Raw genomic sequence first — 15,567 nt, 5'->3', positions numbered from 1 at the left:
TCAATCTTTTTTGTTATCTGTTATCTGCTCTTTGTTAACTGATTCTAACCACTACAACTGACACAATTATCCTTTATTTCAGCAGAGAGGCTACGTACGTAGTAGACTGTCTTGATCCCCTGCTTCCAGCTTTTGACGTAATAGCTGAAGAGTTGAGCAGGGCTGACCTTGGACGGATCAATCATCCATTCAAACGAGATAGACTGATCAATCCAAGGATAAATGACCGACATCATATCGATGACATCGTTCATATTCATATTGATGTATTCCTTGTAGTACCAGAAGTTTTTGTTGGAGAGTTTGGGGGCAACACGAATAGTCGGTGAAGAGAGATTAGTCTCAATAAAGAATTTTTTGTAGATAGGAAGAAGTGCTGCAGTGGTGCCGACGACACCTGCTGTCGAAGTATTGGGTGCTGGAGCCGTATGGTAGGCAAATCGTACACCTGAAGTCTTCATGTCCAAGAAGAGCTTCTTCCAATCATTCGCAAAGGATGTATGCGTCTCGAACCATTTGGTGTTGTGACCAAGGAGGATGCCTTTGGAATACTCGCTTCCTGGATAGAGTTCATAATATCCACGTTCTTTAGCGAGATCAACAGAAGAGCGGTAAGTGTAATAGGTATAACGTTCGAAAAGTCGATCGACTTCTGTACGAGCCTCCTCACTATCGTAGGCCAATTCTCGTACAGCGAGATACTCTGCTAATCCGAGATAACCGAGACCAACGCTTCGGTATCTCATCGCAGTCCGCTTGGCCTCTTGGACGGGATAGTAATTGAGCGTAATGACGTTGTCGAGGACACGCATCACAACAGGGAAAACGTCAGCAATCACAGATTCTTTGTATACAGTAGCGATGTTGATCGAAGCGAGGTTACACACCACGAGATCTCCTGGCTCGTATCGAATGATTATTTTCCCATCTTCGAGGGTTTCCTCGACAAATTTTGTGGTTGATGTATTCTGACAAATTTCTGTGCAGAGTTGAGTAGAATAGATATTTCCGACATGCTTGTTTGGGTTGAGACGATTGACGGTGTCTCGGAAGAAGACATATGGCATACCGGTTTCAACGGTTGATTTCAAGAACTTTTTGAAGACATCCTTCGCTTTTACAACTTTTTTCATCGTGAGTCTCTCGTCTTTCTCGAGAGTTTCATAGAATGTTTCAAATTCTTCATTGAATGTATCTTGAAGTCTTTTTCCATACAAAGTTTCTACTTCATGTGGATCAAACAGTGTAATATCGAGATCTGCCTCGAGTCTCTTCATAAAGAGATCTGGGATAGAAACAGAAGGAAAAATATCAAATGCTTTGGAACGGATATCTCCTGTTTCTGTCTGTAAATCAAGGAAATCGTAGATATCACGATGCCAGATGTCGAGCGTGACAGAGATGGCACCGAGGCGAGCACCGAGTTGATTGACAGCAATTGCTGTGTCATTAATAACCTTGATCCAAGGATTGACACCACCAGACATACCGATGATACCGCGGATCGCACTGCCACGAGAGCGAATGTTTCCGAGATAGACACCTATTCCCCCACCAAACTTGGATATCTGAGCCATATTTTCGATAGCATGGTAGATATCACGAAGATCATCATTGATATTTATTTTGAAACAACTCGAGAGTTGATGATAGTTGGTGCGAGCATTGAGAAGTGTCGGTGTCGGCAAAGAAATACGTTGTTTCGAACAGTGTTCATAAATCTTGAAAGCAAAAGCGAGACGATCTTCTTTCTTTTCCGGAATAGCCAAGAAGAGCGCTACTGCCATATACATTTCCTGAGGCAATTCTCGCACTTCTTTGTTGGGATTCAAGAGATAACGTTTCGTGAATGAAACAATGGTAGTGTATTCGTAATCCAGATCAGTTTCACAGGACAGAAGTTTTCCGGCAGAGAGAATATCTTCGGCTGAGTAGTAATCATAAAAATCTTTGAAGTACAGTCCTCGTTTGATGTAGTCGTCGAACAAATCTTTGAAAGCCTTTGGACTGTAGATATCTTTCTGCTCGAGGTTACGATTCCGCCTCGCTTTTTTGTAGAGATCTCCGAGAAGAATGCGTGCAGCAATATTCTGCCAAGCAATGTTTTCTATTGTCACGAGATCGACACATGTTTTGACAAGGAGATTACTGATATCAGAAGTCTTGATTTCATCGACGATATTTTTTTTGAAAGCTTCAATAAGGTCGGTAAAAGAACATTCTTTCTCGTAGCCGAGTGCTGCTCTATCAAAAACCTTTTTGATTTTTTTAATATCGAAGAGTTCTTTTTTTCCATTTGTCTTGATAACCTTCATCGAATGTTTCTCAAATTGTTCGATGAGCTGTTCTTTGTGTTCTTCTCGCTTCTCATTCTGTTTCTCTCGATATAAAATATACGCTTTTGCGATTTCATATCGACTCTCTCTCATCAAATGTTTTTCGACAAAGTTCTGGATGGTTTCTACTGAAGGAATATGTGTTTCGCTATCTTCCCCGCATGTCGCAACGATATCAACAATGATTTCATCGGTGATTGCAGGAATGAAATCTTTTTCTGTCTCCCCTGTAGCATCGCAAGCACTTTCTATTGCTTGTTCTATGCGTGATCTGTCGAATGCGACTATTGCACCATCTCGTCGTTTTACTTGAGTCAGAGTCATATATTTGTTTTGATTAATTTCCAAATCGTTCTGCTACTTTTTTCCAATCAACAGAGCGGAAAAATGTCTCGATATACTCAGCTCTTTTGATACCATAATCCGTCATATAGGCATGTTCGAAGACATCCATGATCAAGAGTATTTTGGAATTTGCCAGGAGTCCTTCATTGTGTTCATTGATCCAAATAATTCCAAGTCCACCATCTCTTTCGATAAGAGCGACCCAGCCGATACCACGAAACATTCCAACATTCTTTGTAAAATTATGTAAAAAAGTTTCGTAAGAACCAAATCTTTCAATGAGTTTTTTTCCGAAATCACTTTCGAGATCTAATACTGTTTTTTCTTTCGTAAGATTTTCGAAATACAATTCGTGTAATTTCATACCGTTGTACTCCCAAGAGTATCGTCTGTGTAATTCTGCCGACTCTTCTTTTCTCTCATCATTTCCGCCTAGTCTTTCCTCTCGTATCGCATTCATTTTTTTCAAGAGGATATTCGTATTGTTCACGTATCCTTCATAGAGAGTGAAGTGATTGGTAAGAAGGGTATCGCTCAGGCCTGGAAGGCCGAGGAGGTGTGTAAAGTTTTGAGCGGCGTAGATATGAGACATAGTATTTTGTATTGTGATTTAGATTTTCCCAACCAATTCAATACCTGGCTTGAGTGTTTTGGCTCCTGGCTTCCAGTTTGCAGGACAGACTTCTCCGCCGTGTTCTCTTACGAAGAGCGCTGCTTCCAATTTACGGAGAAGCTCACTTGCACTTCGTCCGACATTGTTCGCATGGACTTCATATGCCTGAAGAACGCCGTCTGGATCAATAATAAAACTCCCTCGAAGACTGAGTCCTTTATCATCTCCTTCTTCGATGTAAACACCGAATGTACGAGCGATATCACCAGTAGGGTCAGCGACCATAGGATACTCGATATTTTTGATAGCAGGAGAGTGATCATGCCATGCCTTGTGAGTGAATTTGGTATCAGTGGATACCGAAAGAATTTCTGCTCCGAGTTCCTGGAATTTGGCATAATTATTCTGCATTTCTTCCAGTTCTGTTGGACAAATAAATGTGAAGTCAGCAGGATAAAAAAACACGATAGTCCATTTTCCACGATAATCAGAAAAATGTGATGTATGAAAACTTTCTTTCTGAAAATAGTCGAATTCAAGATTAGGAACCTTCTTCCCGATCACAGGAAAAAATCCATTTTCCATCCCCATTTCTTCTTCATGACAACTGCCTCCACAACATGATTCTTGTTCCATATTTTTACTGTTAGTGTTGATTAAAATAAACTGACGGTCTCCCCATAATAGAGGGTTGATTTCGATGTGTCAACTTGCCCCATTTTAAGCCGACAAATGGAGACTATTTTTCTTTTATTTTTTGTTTTCAACTATATATAGTGGTAGAGATATATTTTCATACACAATTGAGAAGAAAGAGGCAAAGATTTTTTTTCAGGAAAAAAGAGGAAAAGAGATGAATGAAGAAAAAGAAAAAAACACAGAAAAAAGCTTTCTGTGCAATGGAAAAGAGAAGCGCTCTCCTTCTTTCTTTTAAAATCTATTTTTGAGACAAAGAATGAACTTGATTTTCTTTCTTTCCAAGACCGTATTGTACGATATTTTCTGCGGTTGTTTCAAGAATGCGCTTGAGAGCTTCTTCACTGTAAAATCCGATATGAGGAGTGAATACGACGTTATCACGGCTCAAGAGGTTCTTGTTTTGATCAATCTGATGTGCACGAGAAGGCGCGCAATCTTCGTGGAGACACTGCCCTTCTTCTTTGATGTATTCTTCTCCCTCGAGGACGTCAAGACCAGCTCCTGAGAGAATTTTTTCATCGAGCGCTTTGATAAGGGCTTCGTTTTCGATAAGACCACCGCGAGCGGTGTTGATGAGAAGCGCTCCCTTCTTGATTTTTTTGATCGTTTCGTTATTGATGAGATGGTGAGTGTGTTTATTGTAGGGAGTATGTAGGGTGATGATATCAGACTGAGCAAGTACCTCATCGAGTGATGCATAACTGAAATGGAGTATTTCAGAAAGGAGTGTATTATGAAAGACATCAAAGGCGAGCACATGCATGCCAAAACCTTTGGCAATACGAATAACATGTAGTCCGATACGTCCTGTTCCGATGACACCAAGAGTTTTGTCTTTCAGGTCAAACCCGATAAGACCCTCGATAGAAAAGTCTTCTTTGAGTCCTCGTGCATAGGATTTATGGACATTACGAGAAAGAGCGAGAATGAGAGCAAAGGCGTGTTCTGCTACAGTGTTCTCGCCATAGTGAGGAACATGGAGTACGGTGATGTCTTTTGTTTCACACGTCGGAAGATCGATATGGTCGAATCCTGTGGAACGTGTTGCGATACAACGGACATTGTGTAATTGATCAATAATATCAGCAGTGAGTGTCGAGTAGATAAACACAGAAACAACTTCATATTCCGAAGCAACAGTGACATTTTCCTTTGTCAAAGGTTCGGAAAAAAACGAAACATCGTGACCCTGCAGAAGCGGACTGAGAAACGCTTGATCACTTGCGCTCGTTTCGAAAAATGCAATTTTCATACAGTAGCTTATATTTATTAGACGAGCCCCGCCTGCATCGCTACGCGAAGCGTTGCGGGCAGGCTTGCTCTTCAGCTCAATACCATATAGTATACTTCAGAGTCTGTTATTTGTGTAGTCAGTCTGGTTTATTATGTACATACCTCCATCAGCAGGAAATATCTTTCTAGAAATTCCTCGTCACCTCGTCGATAAACGACTTGATGTGGCTGTTTTTGATTTATTACAAGAAAGCTTTCCAGAAAAGAAGTGTTCAAGGAATATGATTGCTTCTTTGGCAAATGAAGGAAAGATATCGTTGAATGGAGTAGTCGCGAAAGCAACATGCAAGATGAAGCTCCATGATGTGATTACTTTGCCACAAGAAGCCTTTATTTCCCCTGTTTTGGTAGTAGAGCCCTTTCATGATTCTCCTCTCACGATTCTGTATGAAGATGAATATTTGATCGCTATCAATAAACCCTTTGGTCTTCAGGTTCACCCGGCGGGCAGAGATGAACGAAAAACACTCGTTCACTCTCTTATTGCACAATATCCAGAAACTCGTGATATTGGTGGAGATGCTCTTCGTCCTGGTATCGTTCATCGCCTTGATCGTGATACTTCAGGAGTATTAGTGGTAGCCCGGACAGAAGCATCCTTTGATAGTCTCAAAGAGCTTTTTCATGACCGAAAAATTAAAAAAACATATCTCGCTCTCGTGTACGGACATACAGAGTTTCTTTCAGGTGAAATCAATAAACCCCTTATTCGTCGTTCGGGTGAGTTGAAACGTTTTGTTGTAGAGACGAACGATGTGCCAGAAGGCGCGCGTCAGGCACAAACATTGTATCGTGTCATTGCTCGCTACGGAGCATATGATCTCCTCGAGGTGATGCCTCGTACTGGTCGTACGCATCAGATACGCGTTCATCTCGCTTCCATAGGTAATCCCATTGTTGGTGATACACTGTATGCATCGAAATACGTACGACAAGAAAAGAATCTTCTTGTGAAGCGACAGTTGCTCCACGCTTCTTGTTTGGAATTCACTCTCTTTGCCAAGAAATATGCCTTTTTTGCGCCACTAGCTCCTGATTTTCGAACAGTCTTGAGAGATATTGACGAAACGCGAGATGCAGGGTATGATGATGAGGCCTTAGAAAGCCTGTTAGTACAATAACAAAGGTCAAGGTTTTTCTTTTTAATTTTTTTATTTGCTCGTGCTTTTTCAGAACAAAAAGCCTCTTGGGTAGCGCACTATTATGGAACAGAAATTGATATCTTTTAATTTAAAGCAGAGAAAACCTCTTGATATACCTGAGATTCAGTCTGGGGATGTTGTCAAGATTTTTCGTAAGATCAAAGAAGGCGGAAAAGAACGTTTGCAATCATTTCAGGGAACAATTATTGCTATCAAGGGAGGACAGAGCGCTTCCAAGACTATTACTGTACGAAAAGTGTCTTTCAATGTCGGTGTCGAGATAGTTTTTCCTTTGTCTTCGCCACAAATTGAGAAAATTGAATTTGTGAAGCGTACGCGTGCACGTCGTGCCAAGCTCTATTTTGTTCGTGATAAGTCTGTTAAAGTATTGAGTAAGAAATTGAAAGAAGTTGTTGTGAAGAAAAGTTCTCTTAAAGTAGCTAAGAAAGAAGTGGTTGCTCCTGTAGTGACTGAAGAAGTAAAATAGCCTCCCCAGACTTTGATTCGATAAGAATTGGAGTCTTTCCCCAAATTGAGTAGTCGGAATGGTGTAGGTATATAACCCAATGTGGGTTTAAGCCCAGGTGGCGGAATGGTATACGCGCTAGCTTGAGGTGCTAGTTCTCGCAAGGGATTGGAAGTTCGAGTCTTCTCCTGGGCACAGAATGAATGAATAGTAAGTAGTATTGGGCGCGCTTAGCTCAGTTGGTTAGAGCACCTCGTTTACACCGAGGGGGTCCAAGGTTCGAATCCTTGAGCGCGCACAAACGGCTTATAAAAAAGAAAAAGAAGAGTTATACACTGGATATACACATGAGTTTGTTTGCGATGATGCCGAGGTAGCTCAGTGGTAGAGCAGAGGACTGAAAATCCTTGTGTCGGCAGTTCAATCCTGCCCCTCGGCACAAAAGTCTGTAAAGAGTAAGAATAAGGTTGTTCTCAAGAACCTTTCAAAATGTTACGATTGAACAGGAAAGGGGTCGGGAAAACATTTGTTTGCCCGTTTGAGGTGACCTGCGAAGCAGGACTCAAGGACGGAAGTCCTAGAGAACGCAGCCCGAAGGACGAGTAGTGAAATACCTGTCCCTCGGCACAAAAGTCTGTGAAGAGAAAAGAGTAGTCAATAGGTAAAGCGTAGTGGGACTGTAGCTCAGTGGTAGAGCGCGCGGCTCAAAGAGTTCATTCTAAATTGTGTTGTGGATTGTGTAATTCGGCGTGACAGTTATTGCAAATAAGCAAACATTTGCTTGCTTCCTCGTCAATATGAGATTGCTTTCTGTTTGAAAGAGATCTCATATCCAGCTGAAATCTTTTTTCTTTTGGGTCAATATGGTGAAAAGTCAATGCGGCAAGATTTTTGTTATAGCCACAAACTGAACATTTTCCACCAAACTGTTTCAAAAGTGACATCTTTCTCTCTAAGCCTCTGGCTTGTTGGGATTGATATGATTGATGAAGTTGGTTTTTACAAATGGCGGAACAAAAAACTGTTTGTCTGCCAGACAACTCTTTTTTACACACCACACATGTTATGAGTTTTTTCATAACATTATCATAACACAAAACGAATGAATCTAGCAGGGCTGCCCAGAGAGTAATCTTTGGGTGATACTCTGTCAAATTCGGGGAAATCTAAATGGCGATAAGCTACATGACAATCCCGAGCCAAGCCTCGTTTGTTGAGGAAGGTGTAGAGACTAGACGGCAGACACCCTACCTTTGGGTGAAGGGATAGTCCAGCTCACAAATTTGAAAAAAGTTGTGAAAGCAATAGTGAGAAGCATAACCGCTTGGTCGTTGGTCCGATTCCAACCAGTCCCACAGAGGAATAGAAGAATATAAAAAAAATAGAGAGTGTAGTAAAAATGTCAGATGGCTATAGCGGGCTTGTCCGCCGAATCCGCCAGCTGGCGGAGTAAGCGGGTATCGTATAGCGGCTATTATGAGTCCTTGCCAAGGATTAGATAGGGGTTCGACTCCCCTTACCCGCTCAAAAGAACTAAAAGATCCAGATTTACTGGGTCTTTTAGTTTTTCTGGGTAAGTGGGAGGAGAAGGGCGCGAGTCGAATGCGAGCGAGCGAGTATTCTGTGTGTAGCGCCCCGGCTTTTTGTCGGAGCAAAAAGGACTCCCCTTACCCGCTCCAACAAAGTAAAATCCCTGTCCATTTCCGGATAGGGATTTTTCTTTGTCGCGGTATGATATTTGAACAAAAAAGACTCGAAAATAGGATCTTTTATGTACATAAATGCTTTATATAAGCTAATAATCTGTTTATCAGTATTGACAAAACTTGTATAATATGCTATTATCTCCAGTTGACTTAAGAAGCCAACCTTTCTCCCTTACGAGGGACAGAGTTTACTCCTAAAGACAATCTATGACATTTCGAAAGGATCTTCTTTTCGTAGTAGTACTTACAGTAGCTCTTTTTAACACAAATACAGCATCGGTAGATGCTCAAGAAAATAGTCTTCCTTTGTCAAGTCTCTATAGTTTCAAAACGGACCCCTTTCTTTTGAAGTGGACTTTTGAAATAGAAGAAAAAGAACAGGTAATAGTTTCTGAGAATGTCGTTCCTTCAAAAGAAGAAAAAATTCTCAATCGTTGGAAGGAAAAGCAGGAACATCTCTGGAAATCTCTTTCGAAGGAAAAATTCATCATCAATGCTTCAGCTTATACTGCAGCAGCCGATGAATGTGGAAAATCTGATGGTATTACTGCTTCAGGACTCAAAGTGGAAGAAAAACGAACACTTGCTTGTCCTCCATCGTATCCTTTTGGTACGAAAATTGCTATCGAAGGCGTGGGAGTGCTCCGTTGTGAAGATCGTGGTGGTGCTATAAAGGGCAATCACTTCGATATCTATATGGAAACAAAAGGTGAAGCATTCGCATTCGGTCGTCGAAATCTCGTTGCTGAAATCGTTGACTAAGCAAACAAAAAAGCACTCTGAGCTTGTTGAAGAGTGCTTTTTTTGTTGACGTTCTAGCGAAATTTCGATACACTGAGAATACTGTTTTAACAGAGAAAAGAATAGGTCCGATGGCCGAGCGGTTAGGCGAAGGTCTGCAAAACCTTTCACAACGGTTCAACTCCGTTTCGGACCTCATAGTTTTCGTTAGCCGCGGTGGCGGAATGGTATACGCAGAGGACTTAAAATCCTCGGATCGCAAGGTCGTGCGAGTTCGAGTCTCGCCCGCGGCACACCCACTAGTCTTCTCTTTTTGATGAGAAGACTTTTTTTGTTCTTGCTTTATCTTTTTTCTGATGCTATAGTACTCTCTTCGGAAATTCGAGGTGGTTCTTTTACACATTCATCGAGCATTTGCTCAGAAAGGTTCCTATGAGTAAGTCATCTGTTCTTTTTCTCGGGGTGTTTTCCAGTGCCTTTCTGCTTTTCATTCTTATTCCTTTGTGGAACGAAGAAAAGCTCAAAACGGCTCTCGACCCGCTCTTTATGGAGTTTCAAAATATCACCTCTGAAAAATATCCCTTCAAGGAAGACAAAGAAATTGCTTTTCAGGAAGTTTTGGATGAAAAAGCACGCATCGTCGAAAAAGAGACACTCGCTTTTATTTCATGTGAAGCAACCTTTATTACTCACAATCCAGGGAGTATCTACCGGAAAGATGCTCAAACCATCTCATGTTCCTGGGGAAGGTAACAATTTTTTACAAAAACGCAATCTTGGAGAAGTGTTTGAATCAAACATTTCTCCTCTCCATCAAGTTCTCAACGCAGTTTGAAAATTTGTAGAGATATGTCTAAGAGCTTATCAAAAATCTGAACATGTAAAGTAAAATCCCGATCACTCGGGATTTTTTGTTATATATCTTTTTTTTGAAATTTTTTGAGGAGGCGTGGGATTTTCTTGAAATCTTTTTTAAGTGCTTCTCGTAGTCCTCCATTGTAGAGTGCAGCCGCTGGATGATAGAGGCAATAGAACGTCCGTGTCCCGAGATCTGGAAGTGTAATACAGAATGTTTTCCCATGCACTTCAGAAATTTTTTTGTCTAGAATAAAGTTTTCCATCGCGTGCCGTCCGAGCGTGACGATGAGCACTGGATTGATAACCTTTACCTGATCAACGAGCCATTGTCTGCAGGCTTCCTTTTCTTCTGGTGATGGATCACGATTTTCTGGTGGACGGTATTTGACGACATTGGTGATGAATATATCTTCACGGTTAAGGTTGATAGAGGCAAGCATTTCACTCAAGAACTTTCCTGCTGAACCAATAAACGGAACACCTTCTATATCCTCTTTTTTCCCTGGAGCCTCCCCTATCAGGAGAATATCTGCATCAGCATTTCCGTTTCCAGGGACCGCCTGTGTCGCTCCTGTGCGAAGTACACAGATACAATGTTCTTTCCAGTAATCGTTGACAGATTGCAACTCCTTCTCTTTTTTTGTATTGATTTTCTTTTTCATACATTTTTTATTGTATTATCCATCCAGTATCTGTTGTGAGGAGTTTTCCTTGTATTTCGAATCCACTGGCAAGTTTGTGTCCTCCGCCACCAAACTGATGTGCTATAGCTGACACATCGACCCCAGCCCCTTCCCCAGAACGAATACTGGCACGGATAGTATCATCATCTCTTTCTGAGAGAACAAGAGCAAACTTGGTATCGGGTACAGCGCTGAGAATAGACGATACTTGATAAATATCTTCGACAGATGCCTGACATTCTTTGATATCTTCTCGAGTGATCGCGGTGACAAGCATACCGCTCTCTCTGCTAAATCGCGCTTTTTCGAAGGCTCTTCCCCAAAGTTTAAGTGCCCCAATGGTTTTTTTTGTAAAAATAGTTTGAGTTATTTTTTCAAGCGGAGCCCCCTTTTTTACAAGCTCTGAAACTATTTCTACTACATGTGGCGAAACGTTAGAATGCTGTAATCCTCCTGTATCGAAGAGTATTCCGGTAAGAAGCATTTTTGCTATTGTTTTGGTTATATTGATCTCTTCAGTAGATAAAAAAAGATAAAGAATCTCGGATGATGAGGAATATTCTGGATCAATAATGATGACGTCGCCAGAAAGAGAAATGTCAGGATGATGATCGATAAGCACAATTACCTGTTGTTCTGAAAACAAGTGTTTTATTTTATCGAATCCACGATCGACACTGTCAGAGGCAATAACAGCATCATAGTTTGTGAGATCGAGTTGATCGGGATGGAAGAATACACCGTCAAGAAGCGGTCTCAATGAATCAGGAAAAGCATCAAAACAAGCGATATCCACATGTTTTCCACAATTTTCGATATATTCAGCAAGCGCGAGATTTGCTCCAACAGTATCTGGATCAGGCCTGCTATGAGCAAAAAGAAGAATCCTTTCAGACTGTTCAATGATGTATTTAAGGGTATGAAATTCAGAGAAGAAGTTTTGCATAACATGTGGATAACTCTGAATAAAGCTTTATAATAGCTAAAATATTTCCTTCAAAAGCTTCTCAACAACATCTGCATTTTGAGCCGTCGTGTCTATTTCAAACGAAATTTTCGGCATTGGCTTCATATGAAGCTTTGTATAGAGATGTTTTTGAATATTAGAAAGCTCTTTCTTGAGTGTTTCAGAGACATAATGACTCTCTGTTTCAGGAAAAACACTCACGAACATACGAGTGTACCTGAGATCTGGTGATGTGTCAATCTTAGCAATTGTCATCAGAACCCCCTTTTTTAGAGTAATTTCTCGCTCCATAATTTCTGCGAGAAGTTTGCGGAGGAGTTCGTTTACCTTAATAATGCGCATTGATGCCATATTTTTCGTTGATAACAAGTATATAAACAATAAAATTTGTGCCCCTAGAGGGAATTGAACCCCCATCTCTCCCTTAGGACGGGATAGCTCTATCCGTTGAGCTATAGAGGCATTTGGTAAGTGTTTTTGTAGGTGTGGACCCCGTTAGAGAAAAACGGAATCTGTTTGTTCTTATGAAAACGTTCTGAAAAGAAAATTATCAGCACTTTACGGAACGGCTGAAATTTTTCTTTAACGGGGTGGACCGTGCCGGATTCGAACCGGCGACCTCTTCCATGCCATGGAAGCGCGCTACCAACTGTGCTAACGGCCCATTTCATGCTGTATCGAGATATAAACCTCTGAATAATACAGCCATCTCTCTATCATACTGTTTTTTCCCTATTCGTCAATGTTTTTTCTTACATACTTTCTTTCCAATAATATTATTATGTAATAAATTATTACTTTTGTCAATATTATGCATTCCAACCATTTTCAATCAAAATCTACACAGATCAAAAGAGAAATGTTCCACGTGGAACATTTATATATCAATCCAAACACTATTTCCATATGTTCCACGTGGAACATATTTCCACATTCCCTAATTTAAAGCCATATTCTCACTATTCAACAAATGCCAAACCTTTTGGAATGACCATACTGGAATGGTTAATGGAGAGAGGATGTTCCACGTGGAACATTCTAAATCTCATTCCAACGAATCGACACAAAATGTTCCACGTGGAACATTGATGTATTCCTATCACATTCAATTAATCCACATCAAAATCTACACAGATCAAAAGAGAAATGTTCCACGTGGAACATTTATATATCAATCCAAACACTATTTCCATATGTTCCACGTGGAACATATTTCCACATTCCCTAATTTAAAGCCATATTCTCACTATTCAACAAATGCCAAACCTTTTGGAATGACCATACTGGAATGGTTAATGGAGAGAGGATGTATATTATTGACAAAACAACTATTTATGACATAATATTGATTCATTTTTAATGAACATGAAGCAATAATAAAAAATACTTAAAAATTATAGAGTGTATTATTTTTTTAAAAGAGAGTATGGATATAAAATTTTAAAATTAAAAAAGAATAGATTGGAAAAAATATTTTCAAACCTTTCTTTTTTATATACTATATAAAACCTTCTTCAGATTTTTTATAACAATTTATGTAAAAAAATTCACGACATTGCGAAGTTGTGATATAATAAAAAAAGTAAAAAACAAACACGTTGTATGTTCAAAAAGTCCCTCTTTTATTTTGAGGAAAACAGCATGAAACAGGCCCTCTTTCTTTTTTTTGGATTGATTGTTTTTGGTTCAGCTGTTTTTGTTTTTGCTGAAAATGATGCGACAACAAAAGATATTTTTGCCGATACCGATCAAGATGGACTCAGTAATGAGGAGGAGAAATTGTATGGAACTGATCCAATGAATAAAGATACGGATAATGATGGGTATAGCGATGGCGTAGAAGTGGAAAGCAGTTATGATCCACTCAAACCAGCACCGGGCGATAAACTCTTTCAAGAAGAATCAGGAGTACAAAATACAGAAGTTGCTTCAACACAGGCAGATGAGATGAATCTGACAGAAAAAGTATCGAATGAAATTGCGGGCATGATACAAGATACCAATGAAAGCGGAGAAGCAATTTCTCTTGAAGATATCAACGTTTCAGTAAATAGTATTCTCAGTGGGAATGCAGAAGAAATTATTCTCCCTGAAATAAAAAAAGAAGATATTAAAATTAAAAAGTTACCAAAAAACCTCAGTGATAAAAAGAGATTGGAACGAGAAAAGAAAGATGCTCTCGAATATCTTACGGTTGTTTCGTATCTCGTTGCCAATAATTCACCGAAAGATTTCCAAACGCAGAGTGATTTTAGTGCAATACTCAACAATCTTTCTTTAGAATCTGTTACAGGACTTGCCTCGGGGAATACTCAGTCTTTAGAAGACCTCTCAAAACGTGGGGAAAAAATGTTGACAGAACTCAAAGACATTGAGGTTCCAGAAAAAATGCTTGATGTCCATATCAAGGCTCTTCAAATGGCTCAATATGCCGTGCAACTCAAACAAGAATTGAAGCCGAATGACACTGATCCTCTCGGACAAATAGCGGTTCTTTCAAAAGCGCAAGGATTTTTTGGAAGTGTTGCAGAATTGGTAGTAGAAATTCAGACTAAATTAGCAGATTACGGCATCGAGGAAATTCCTTTGAGTCTATGAAAAATACAACACAGGTAAAAGAAAAAATAATGTCAAAAAAAACTTCAAGAAAAATTATCATCTCTTCCATCATGTTTTTTTCCATGACATTTTCTTTTTTCCCTCAACAGGCACGTGCTGATGTATGGGGGGCTGCATTTGGTGCAATGATGGTTGATCAGATGATAACAACAATAAAAAGACAAATAGAAGGTGCTCTCATGGGTACACTGAAGATGGCAGCGGTACAAATGCTCAACAGTAAAGTGGGCCAGTTGATCGGAGGAGGAGTCGGAGGACAGCCACTCTTTATCACTGATTTTAATGAATTTCTCTACCAGAGTCCAAGAGAAAAAGCGAATTTGTATATGAATGATTTTTTCTCGATGACGACTCGAGGGAAAGCATCTTCAGCGAATTACATAGCTGCAGGGTCGAATTCTGGTGGCTTGAGAGGTGATTATACTGGGTATCTTGTTTCTTCTGCAAAGAGGGTAACTACTGAGCGCTCTATACCAACATACAGTCTGGATGAACACGGAGGTATGGACGCTTTTTCGCGAGGGAATTCGAGGGCTTTTAATGCTTTCTTCCGTAACCCAATGAATAATCCATATGGATATTCACTCGAAGCACAACAGATGTATCGTGAACAAATCGAAGCAGAACAAACGGTAGCGGCTACCAAAGCGCTTGCAACAGGATTTCTTCCAAAGGAACAAGGCGGAAGAGTCTTATCTCCTGCTGCGACCATACAGGCTGCAACGACAAATATTCAGAATTTAGGAAATGATATCCTTGCCGCGGCACAAAATCCAGGAGAATTACTCAGCGGTGTAGTGATGTCTATGGCAAATAAATTGGTAAGTAATCTGATTCAAAAAGGAGTGGGGGAGATACAATCAAAAATAACGAAAGAAATACGCAATGTTGATAAACAAATTTATGGAAGTATACAACAGGCAACAAGAGAAGTAGGACCAGCGGTAAAATATATCGGGAATGTTGATAAAAATCTAAGGGTTATTATAAAAAACAACACAACACCGCCACCAGCAGCACTTCCTCCAGATCCTTAGGAAATTGTCATAATAAAAATCCACTCTTTGTCACAGAGTGGATTTTTTATTTGGTGGGCGTA

Annotated in this window: 14 protein-coding genes and 8 tRNA genes; 12 read left to right on the top strand and 10 right to left on the bottom strand. The window is 40.1% G+C overall.

The window, feature by feature from the left end; all coding sequences use genetic code 11:
- Positions 1-44: 44 nt before the first annotated feature.
- The 4 genes from PHH40_03845 to PHH40_03830 all read right to left on the bottom strand — a co-directional run bounded on the left by PHH40_03845 (position 45) and on the right by PHH40_03830 (position 5,245).
- A complete protein-coding gene (locus tag PHH40_03845) occupies positions 45-2,660 on the bottom strand; it encodes a ribonucleoside-diphosphate reductase subunit alpha (protein MDD2766860.1) in 2,616 nt (871 codons plus the stop codon).
- Positions 2,661-2,673: 13 nt separating this feature from the next.
- The gene (locus PHH40_03840; GenBank protein ID MDD2766859.1) at positions 2,674-3,273 is read right to left on the bottom strand and encodes a Fe-Mn family superoxide dismutase; all 600 of its coding nucleotides are present in this window, start codon (positions 3,271-3,273) and stop codon (positions 2,674-2,676) included.
- 18 nt (positions 3,274-3,291) lie between these two features.
- Positions 3,292-3,879, bottom strand: coding sequence for a redoxin domain-containing protein (locus PHH40_03835; GenBank protein MDD2766858.1), 588 nt, complete (start codon positions 3,877-3,879; stop codon positions 3,292-3,294).
- Positions 3,880-4,231: 352 nt separating this feature from the next.
- The gene (locus tag PHH40_03830; GenBank protein ID MDD2766857.1) at positions 4,232-5,245 is read right to left on the bottom strand and encodes an NAD(P)-dependent oxidoreductase; all 1,014 of its coding nucleotides are present in this window, start codon (positions 5,243-5,245) and stop codon (positions 4,232-4,234) included.
- Between the two features lie 133 nt (positions 5,246-5,378).
- Between PHH40_03830 and PHH40_03825 the strand changes: the two genes are divergently transcribed.
- The 5 genes from PHH40_03825 to PHH40_03805 all read left to right on the top strand — a co-directional run bounded on the left by PHH40_03825 (position 5,379) and on the right by PHH40_03805 (position 7,333).
- On the top strand, positions 5,379-6,407 hold the full coding sequence (locus tag PHH40_03825; GenBank protein MDD2766856.1) for an RluA family pseudouridine synthase: 1,029 nt from the start codon (positions 5,379-5,381) through the stop codon (positions 6,405-6,407).
- Between the two features lie 82 nt (positions 6,408-6,489).
- Positions 6,490-6,915 (top strand): 50S ribosomal protein L19, encoded by a 426-nt coding sequence (gene rplS / locus PHH40_03820; protein ID MDD2766855.1) that lies wholly within the window; start codon positions 6,490-6,492, stop codon positions 6,913-6,915.
- Positions 6,916-7,006: 91 nt separating this feature from the next.
- A tRNA-Leu gene (locus PHH40_03815) sits at positions 7,007-7,089 on the top strand.
- Between the two features lie 29 nt (positions 7,090-7,118).
- Positions 7,119-7,192, top strand: a tRNA-Val gene (locus tag PHH40_03810).
- 69 nt (positions 7,193-7,261) lie between these two features.
- Positions 7,262-7,333 (top strand) — tRNA-Phe (locus PHH40_03805).
- Between the two features lie 274 nt (positions 7,334-7,607).
- Here the strand turns inward: PHH40_03805 and PHH40_03800 are convergent.
- Positions 7,608-7,973: a hypothetical protein gene (locus PHH40_03800; GenBank protein MDD2766854.1), complete on the bottom strand. Its 366-nt coding sequence runs from the start codon at positions 7,971-7,973 to the stop codon at positions 7,608-7,610.
- 374 nt (positions 7,974-8,347) lie between these two features.
- Here PHH40_03800 and PHH40_03795 point away from each other — a divergent pair.
- From PHH40_03795 to PHH40_03775, 5 genes are all read left to right on the top strand, one after another.
- Positions 8,348-8,419: transfer RNA gene (locus tag PHH40_03795), tRNA-Gly, on the top strand.
- Between the two features lie 388 nt (positions 8,420-8,807).
- Entirely contained in the window at positions 8,808-9,362 is a 555-nt protein-coding gene (locus PHH40_03790) for a 3D domain-containing protein (GenBank protein ID MDD2766853.1), read from the top strand.
- A gap of 104 nt (positions 9,363-9,466) precedes the next feature.
- A tRNA-Cys gene (locus tag PHH40_03785) sits at positions 9,467-9,537 on the top strand.
- 14 nt (positions 9,538-9,551) lie between these two features.
- Positions 9,552-9,634: transfer RNA gene (locus tag PHH40_03780), tRNA-Leu, on the top strand.
- Between the two features lie 139 nt (positions 9,635-9,773).
- Positions 9,774-10,094 carry a hypothetical protein gene (locus tag PHH40_03775; GenBank protein MDD2766852.1) on the top strand — a complete coding sequence of 107 codons (321 nt, stop codon included), beginning with the start codon at positions 9,774-9,776 and terminating at the stop codon, positions 10,092-10,094.
- A 161-nt stretch (positions 10,095-10,255) separates the two neighbouring features.
- Here PHH40_03775 and PHH40_03770 read toward each other — a convergent pair whose 3' ends face one another.
- The 5 genes from PHH40_03770 to PHH40_03750 all read right to left on the bottom strand — a co-directional run bounded on the left by PHH40_03770 (position 10,256) and on the right by PHH40_03750 (position 12,513).
- Complete coding sequence (locus PHH40_03770; GenBank protein MDD2766851.1) at positions 10,256-10,861, bottom strand: uracil-DNA glycosylase; 606 nt, start codon at positions 10,859-10,861, stop codon at positions 10,256-10,258.
- A gap of 7 nt (positions 10,862-10,868) precedes the next feature.
- Positions 10,869-11,828, bottom strand: coding sequence for a bifunctional oligoribonuclease/PAP phosphatase NrnA (locus PHH40_03765; GenBank protein MDD2766850.1), 960 nt, complete (start codon positions 11,826-11,828; stop codon positions 10,869-10,871).
- A gap of 36 nt (positions 11,829-11,864) precedes the next feature.
- Entirely contained in the window at positions 11,865-12,200 is a 336-nt protein-coding gene (locus tag PHH40_03760) for a ribosome-binding factor A (protein MDD2766849.1), read from the bottom strand.
- A gap of 39 nt (positions 12,201-12,239) precedes the next feature.
- Positions 12,240-12,311 (bottom strand) — tRNA-Arg (locus PHH40_03755).
- 129 nt (positions 12,312-12,440) lie between these two features.
- Positions 12,441-12,513: transfer RNA gene (locus PHH40_03750), tRNA-Ala, on the bottom strand.
- Between the two features lie 938 nt (positions 12,514-13,451).
- On the opposite strand from PHH40_03750, the gene PHH40_03745 reads away from it, so the two are divergent.
- Complete coding sequence (locus tag PHH40_03745; protein MDD2766848.1) at positions 13,452-14,447, top strand: hypothetical protein; 996 nt, start codon at positions 13,452-13,454, stop codon at positions 14,445-14,447.
- Positions 14,444-15,505, top strand: a complete 1,062-nt coding sequence (locus PHH40_03740; protein ID MDD2766847.1) for a hypothetical protein — start codon at positions 14,444-14,446, stop codon at positions 15,503-15,505. The genes PHH40_03745 and PHH40_03740 overlap by 4 nt, the downstream gene beginning before the upstream one ends.
- Positions 15,506-15,567 lie beyond the last annotated feature (62 nt).

It is taken from the genome of Candidatus Moraniibacteriota bacterium (genome assembly GCA_028688415.1).
Taxonomy (GTDB): domain Bacteria; phylum Patescibacteriota; class Minisyncoccia; order Moranbacterales; family UBA1568; genus UBA1568.
Note: the sequence above shows the minus strand (reverse complement) of the source record. Positions and strands in the feature narration are given on the sequence as shown.

What these genes read in the sequence shown, in the direction of transcription:
- PHH40_03845 (MDD2766860.1), bottom strand. Translation starts at nt 2,660, where the DNA reads ATGACTCTGACTCAAGTAAAACGACGAGATGGTGCAATAGTCGCATTC.
- PHH40_03840 (MDD2766859.1), bottom strand. Translation starts at nt 3,273, where the DNA reads ATGTCTCATATCTACGCCGCTCAAAACTTTACACACCTCCTCGGCCTT.
- PHH40_03835 (MDD2766858.1), bottom strand. Translation starts at nt 3,879, where the DNA reads ATGGAAAATGGATTTTTTCCTGTGATCGGGAAGAAGGTTCCTAATCTT.
- PHH40_03830 (MDD2766857.1), bottom strand. Translation starts at nt 5,245, where the DNA reads ATGAAAATTGCATTTTTCGAAACGAGCGCAAGTGATCAAGCGTTTCTC.
- PHH40_03825 (MDD2766856.1), top strand. Translation starts at nt 5,379, where the DNA reads ATGTACATACCTCCATCAGCAGGAAATATCTTTCTAGAAATTCCTCGT.
- rplS (MDD2766855.1), top strand. Translation starts at nt 6,490, where the DNA reads ATGGAACAGAAATTGATATCTTTTAATTTAAAGCAGAGAAAACCTCTT.
- PHH40_03800 (MDD2766854.1), bottom strand. Translation starts at nt 7,973, where the DNA reads ATGAAAAAACTCATAACATGTGTGGTGTGTAAAAAAGAGTTGTCTGGC.
- PHH40_03790 (MDD2766853.1), top strand. Translation starts at nt 8,808, where the DNA reads ATGACATTTCGAAAGGATCTTCTTTTCGTAGTAGTACTTACAGTAGCT.
- PHH40_03775 (MDD2766852.1), top strand. Translation starts at nt 9,774, where the DNA reads ATGAGTAAGTCATCTGTTCTTTTTCTCGGGGTGTTTTCCAGTGCCTTT.
- PHH40_03770 (MDD2766851.1), bottom strand. Translation starts at nt 10,861, where the DNA reads ATGAAAAAGAAAATCAATACAAAAAAAGAGAAGGAGTTGCAATCTGTC.
- PHH40_03765 (MDD2766850.1), bottom strand. Translation starts at nt 11,828, where the DNA reads ATGCAAAACTTCTTCTCTGAATTTCATACCCTTAAATACATCATTGAA.
- PHH40_03760 (MDD2766849.1), bottom strand. Translation starts at nt 12,200, where the DNA reads ATGGCATCAATGCGCATTATTAAGGTAAACGAACTCCTCCGCAAACTT.
- PHH40_03745 (MDD2766848.1), top strand. Translation starts at nt 13,452, where the DNA reads ATGTTCAAAAAGTCCCTCTTTTATTTTGAGGAAAACAGCATGAAACAG.
- PHH40_03740 (MDD2766847.1), top strand. Translation starts at nt 14,444, where the DNA reads ATGAAAAATACAACACAGGTAAAAGAAAAAATAATGTCAAAAAAAACT.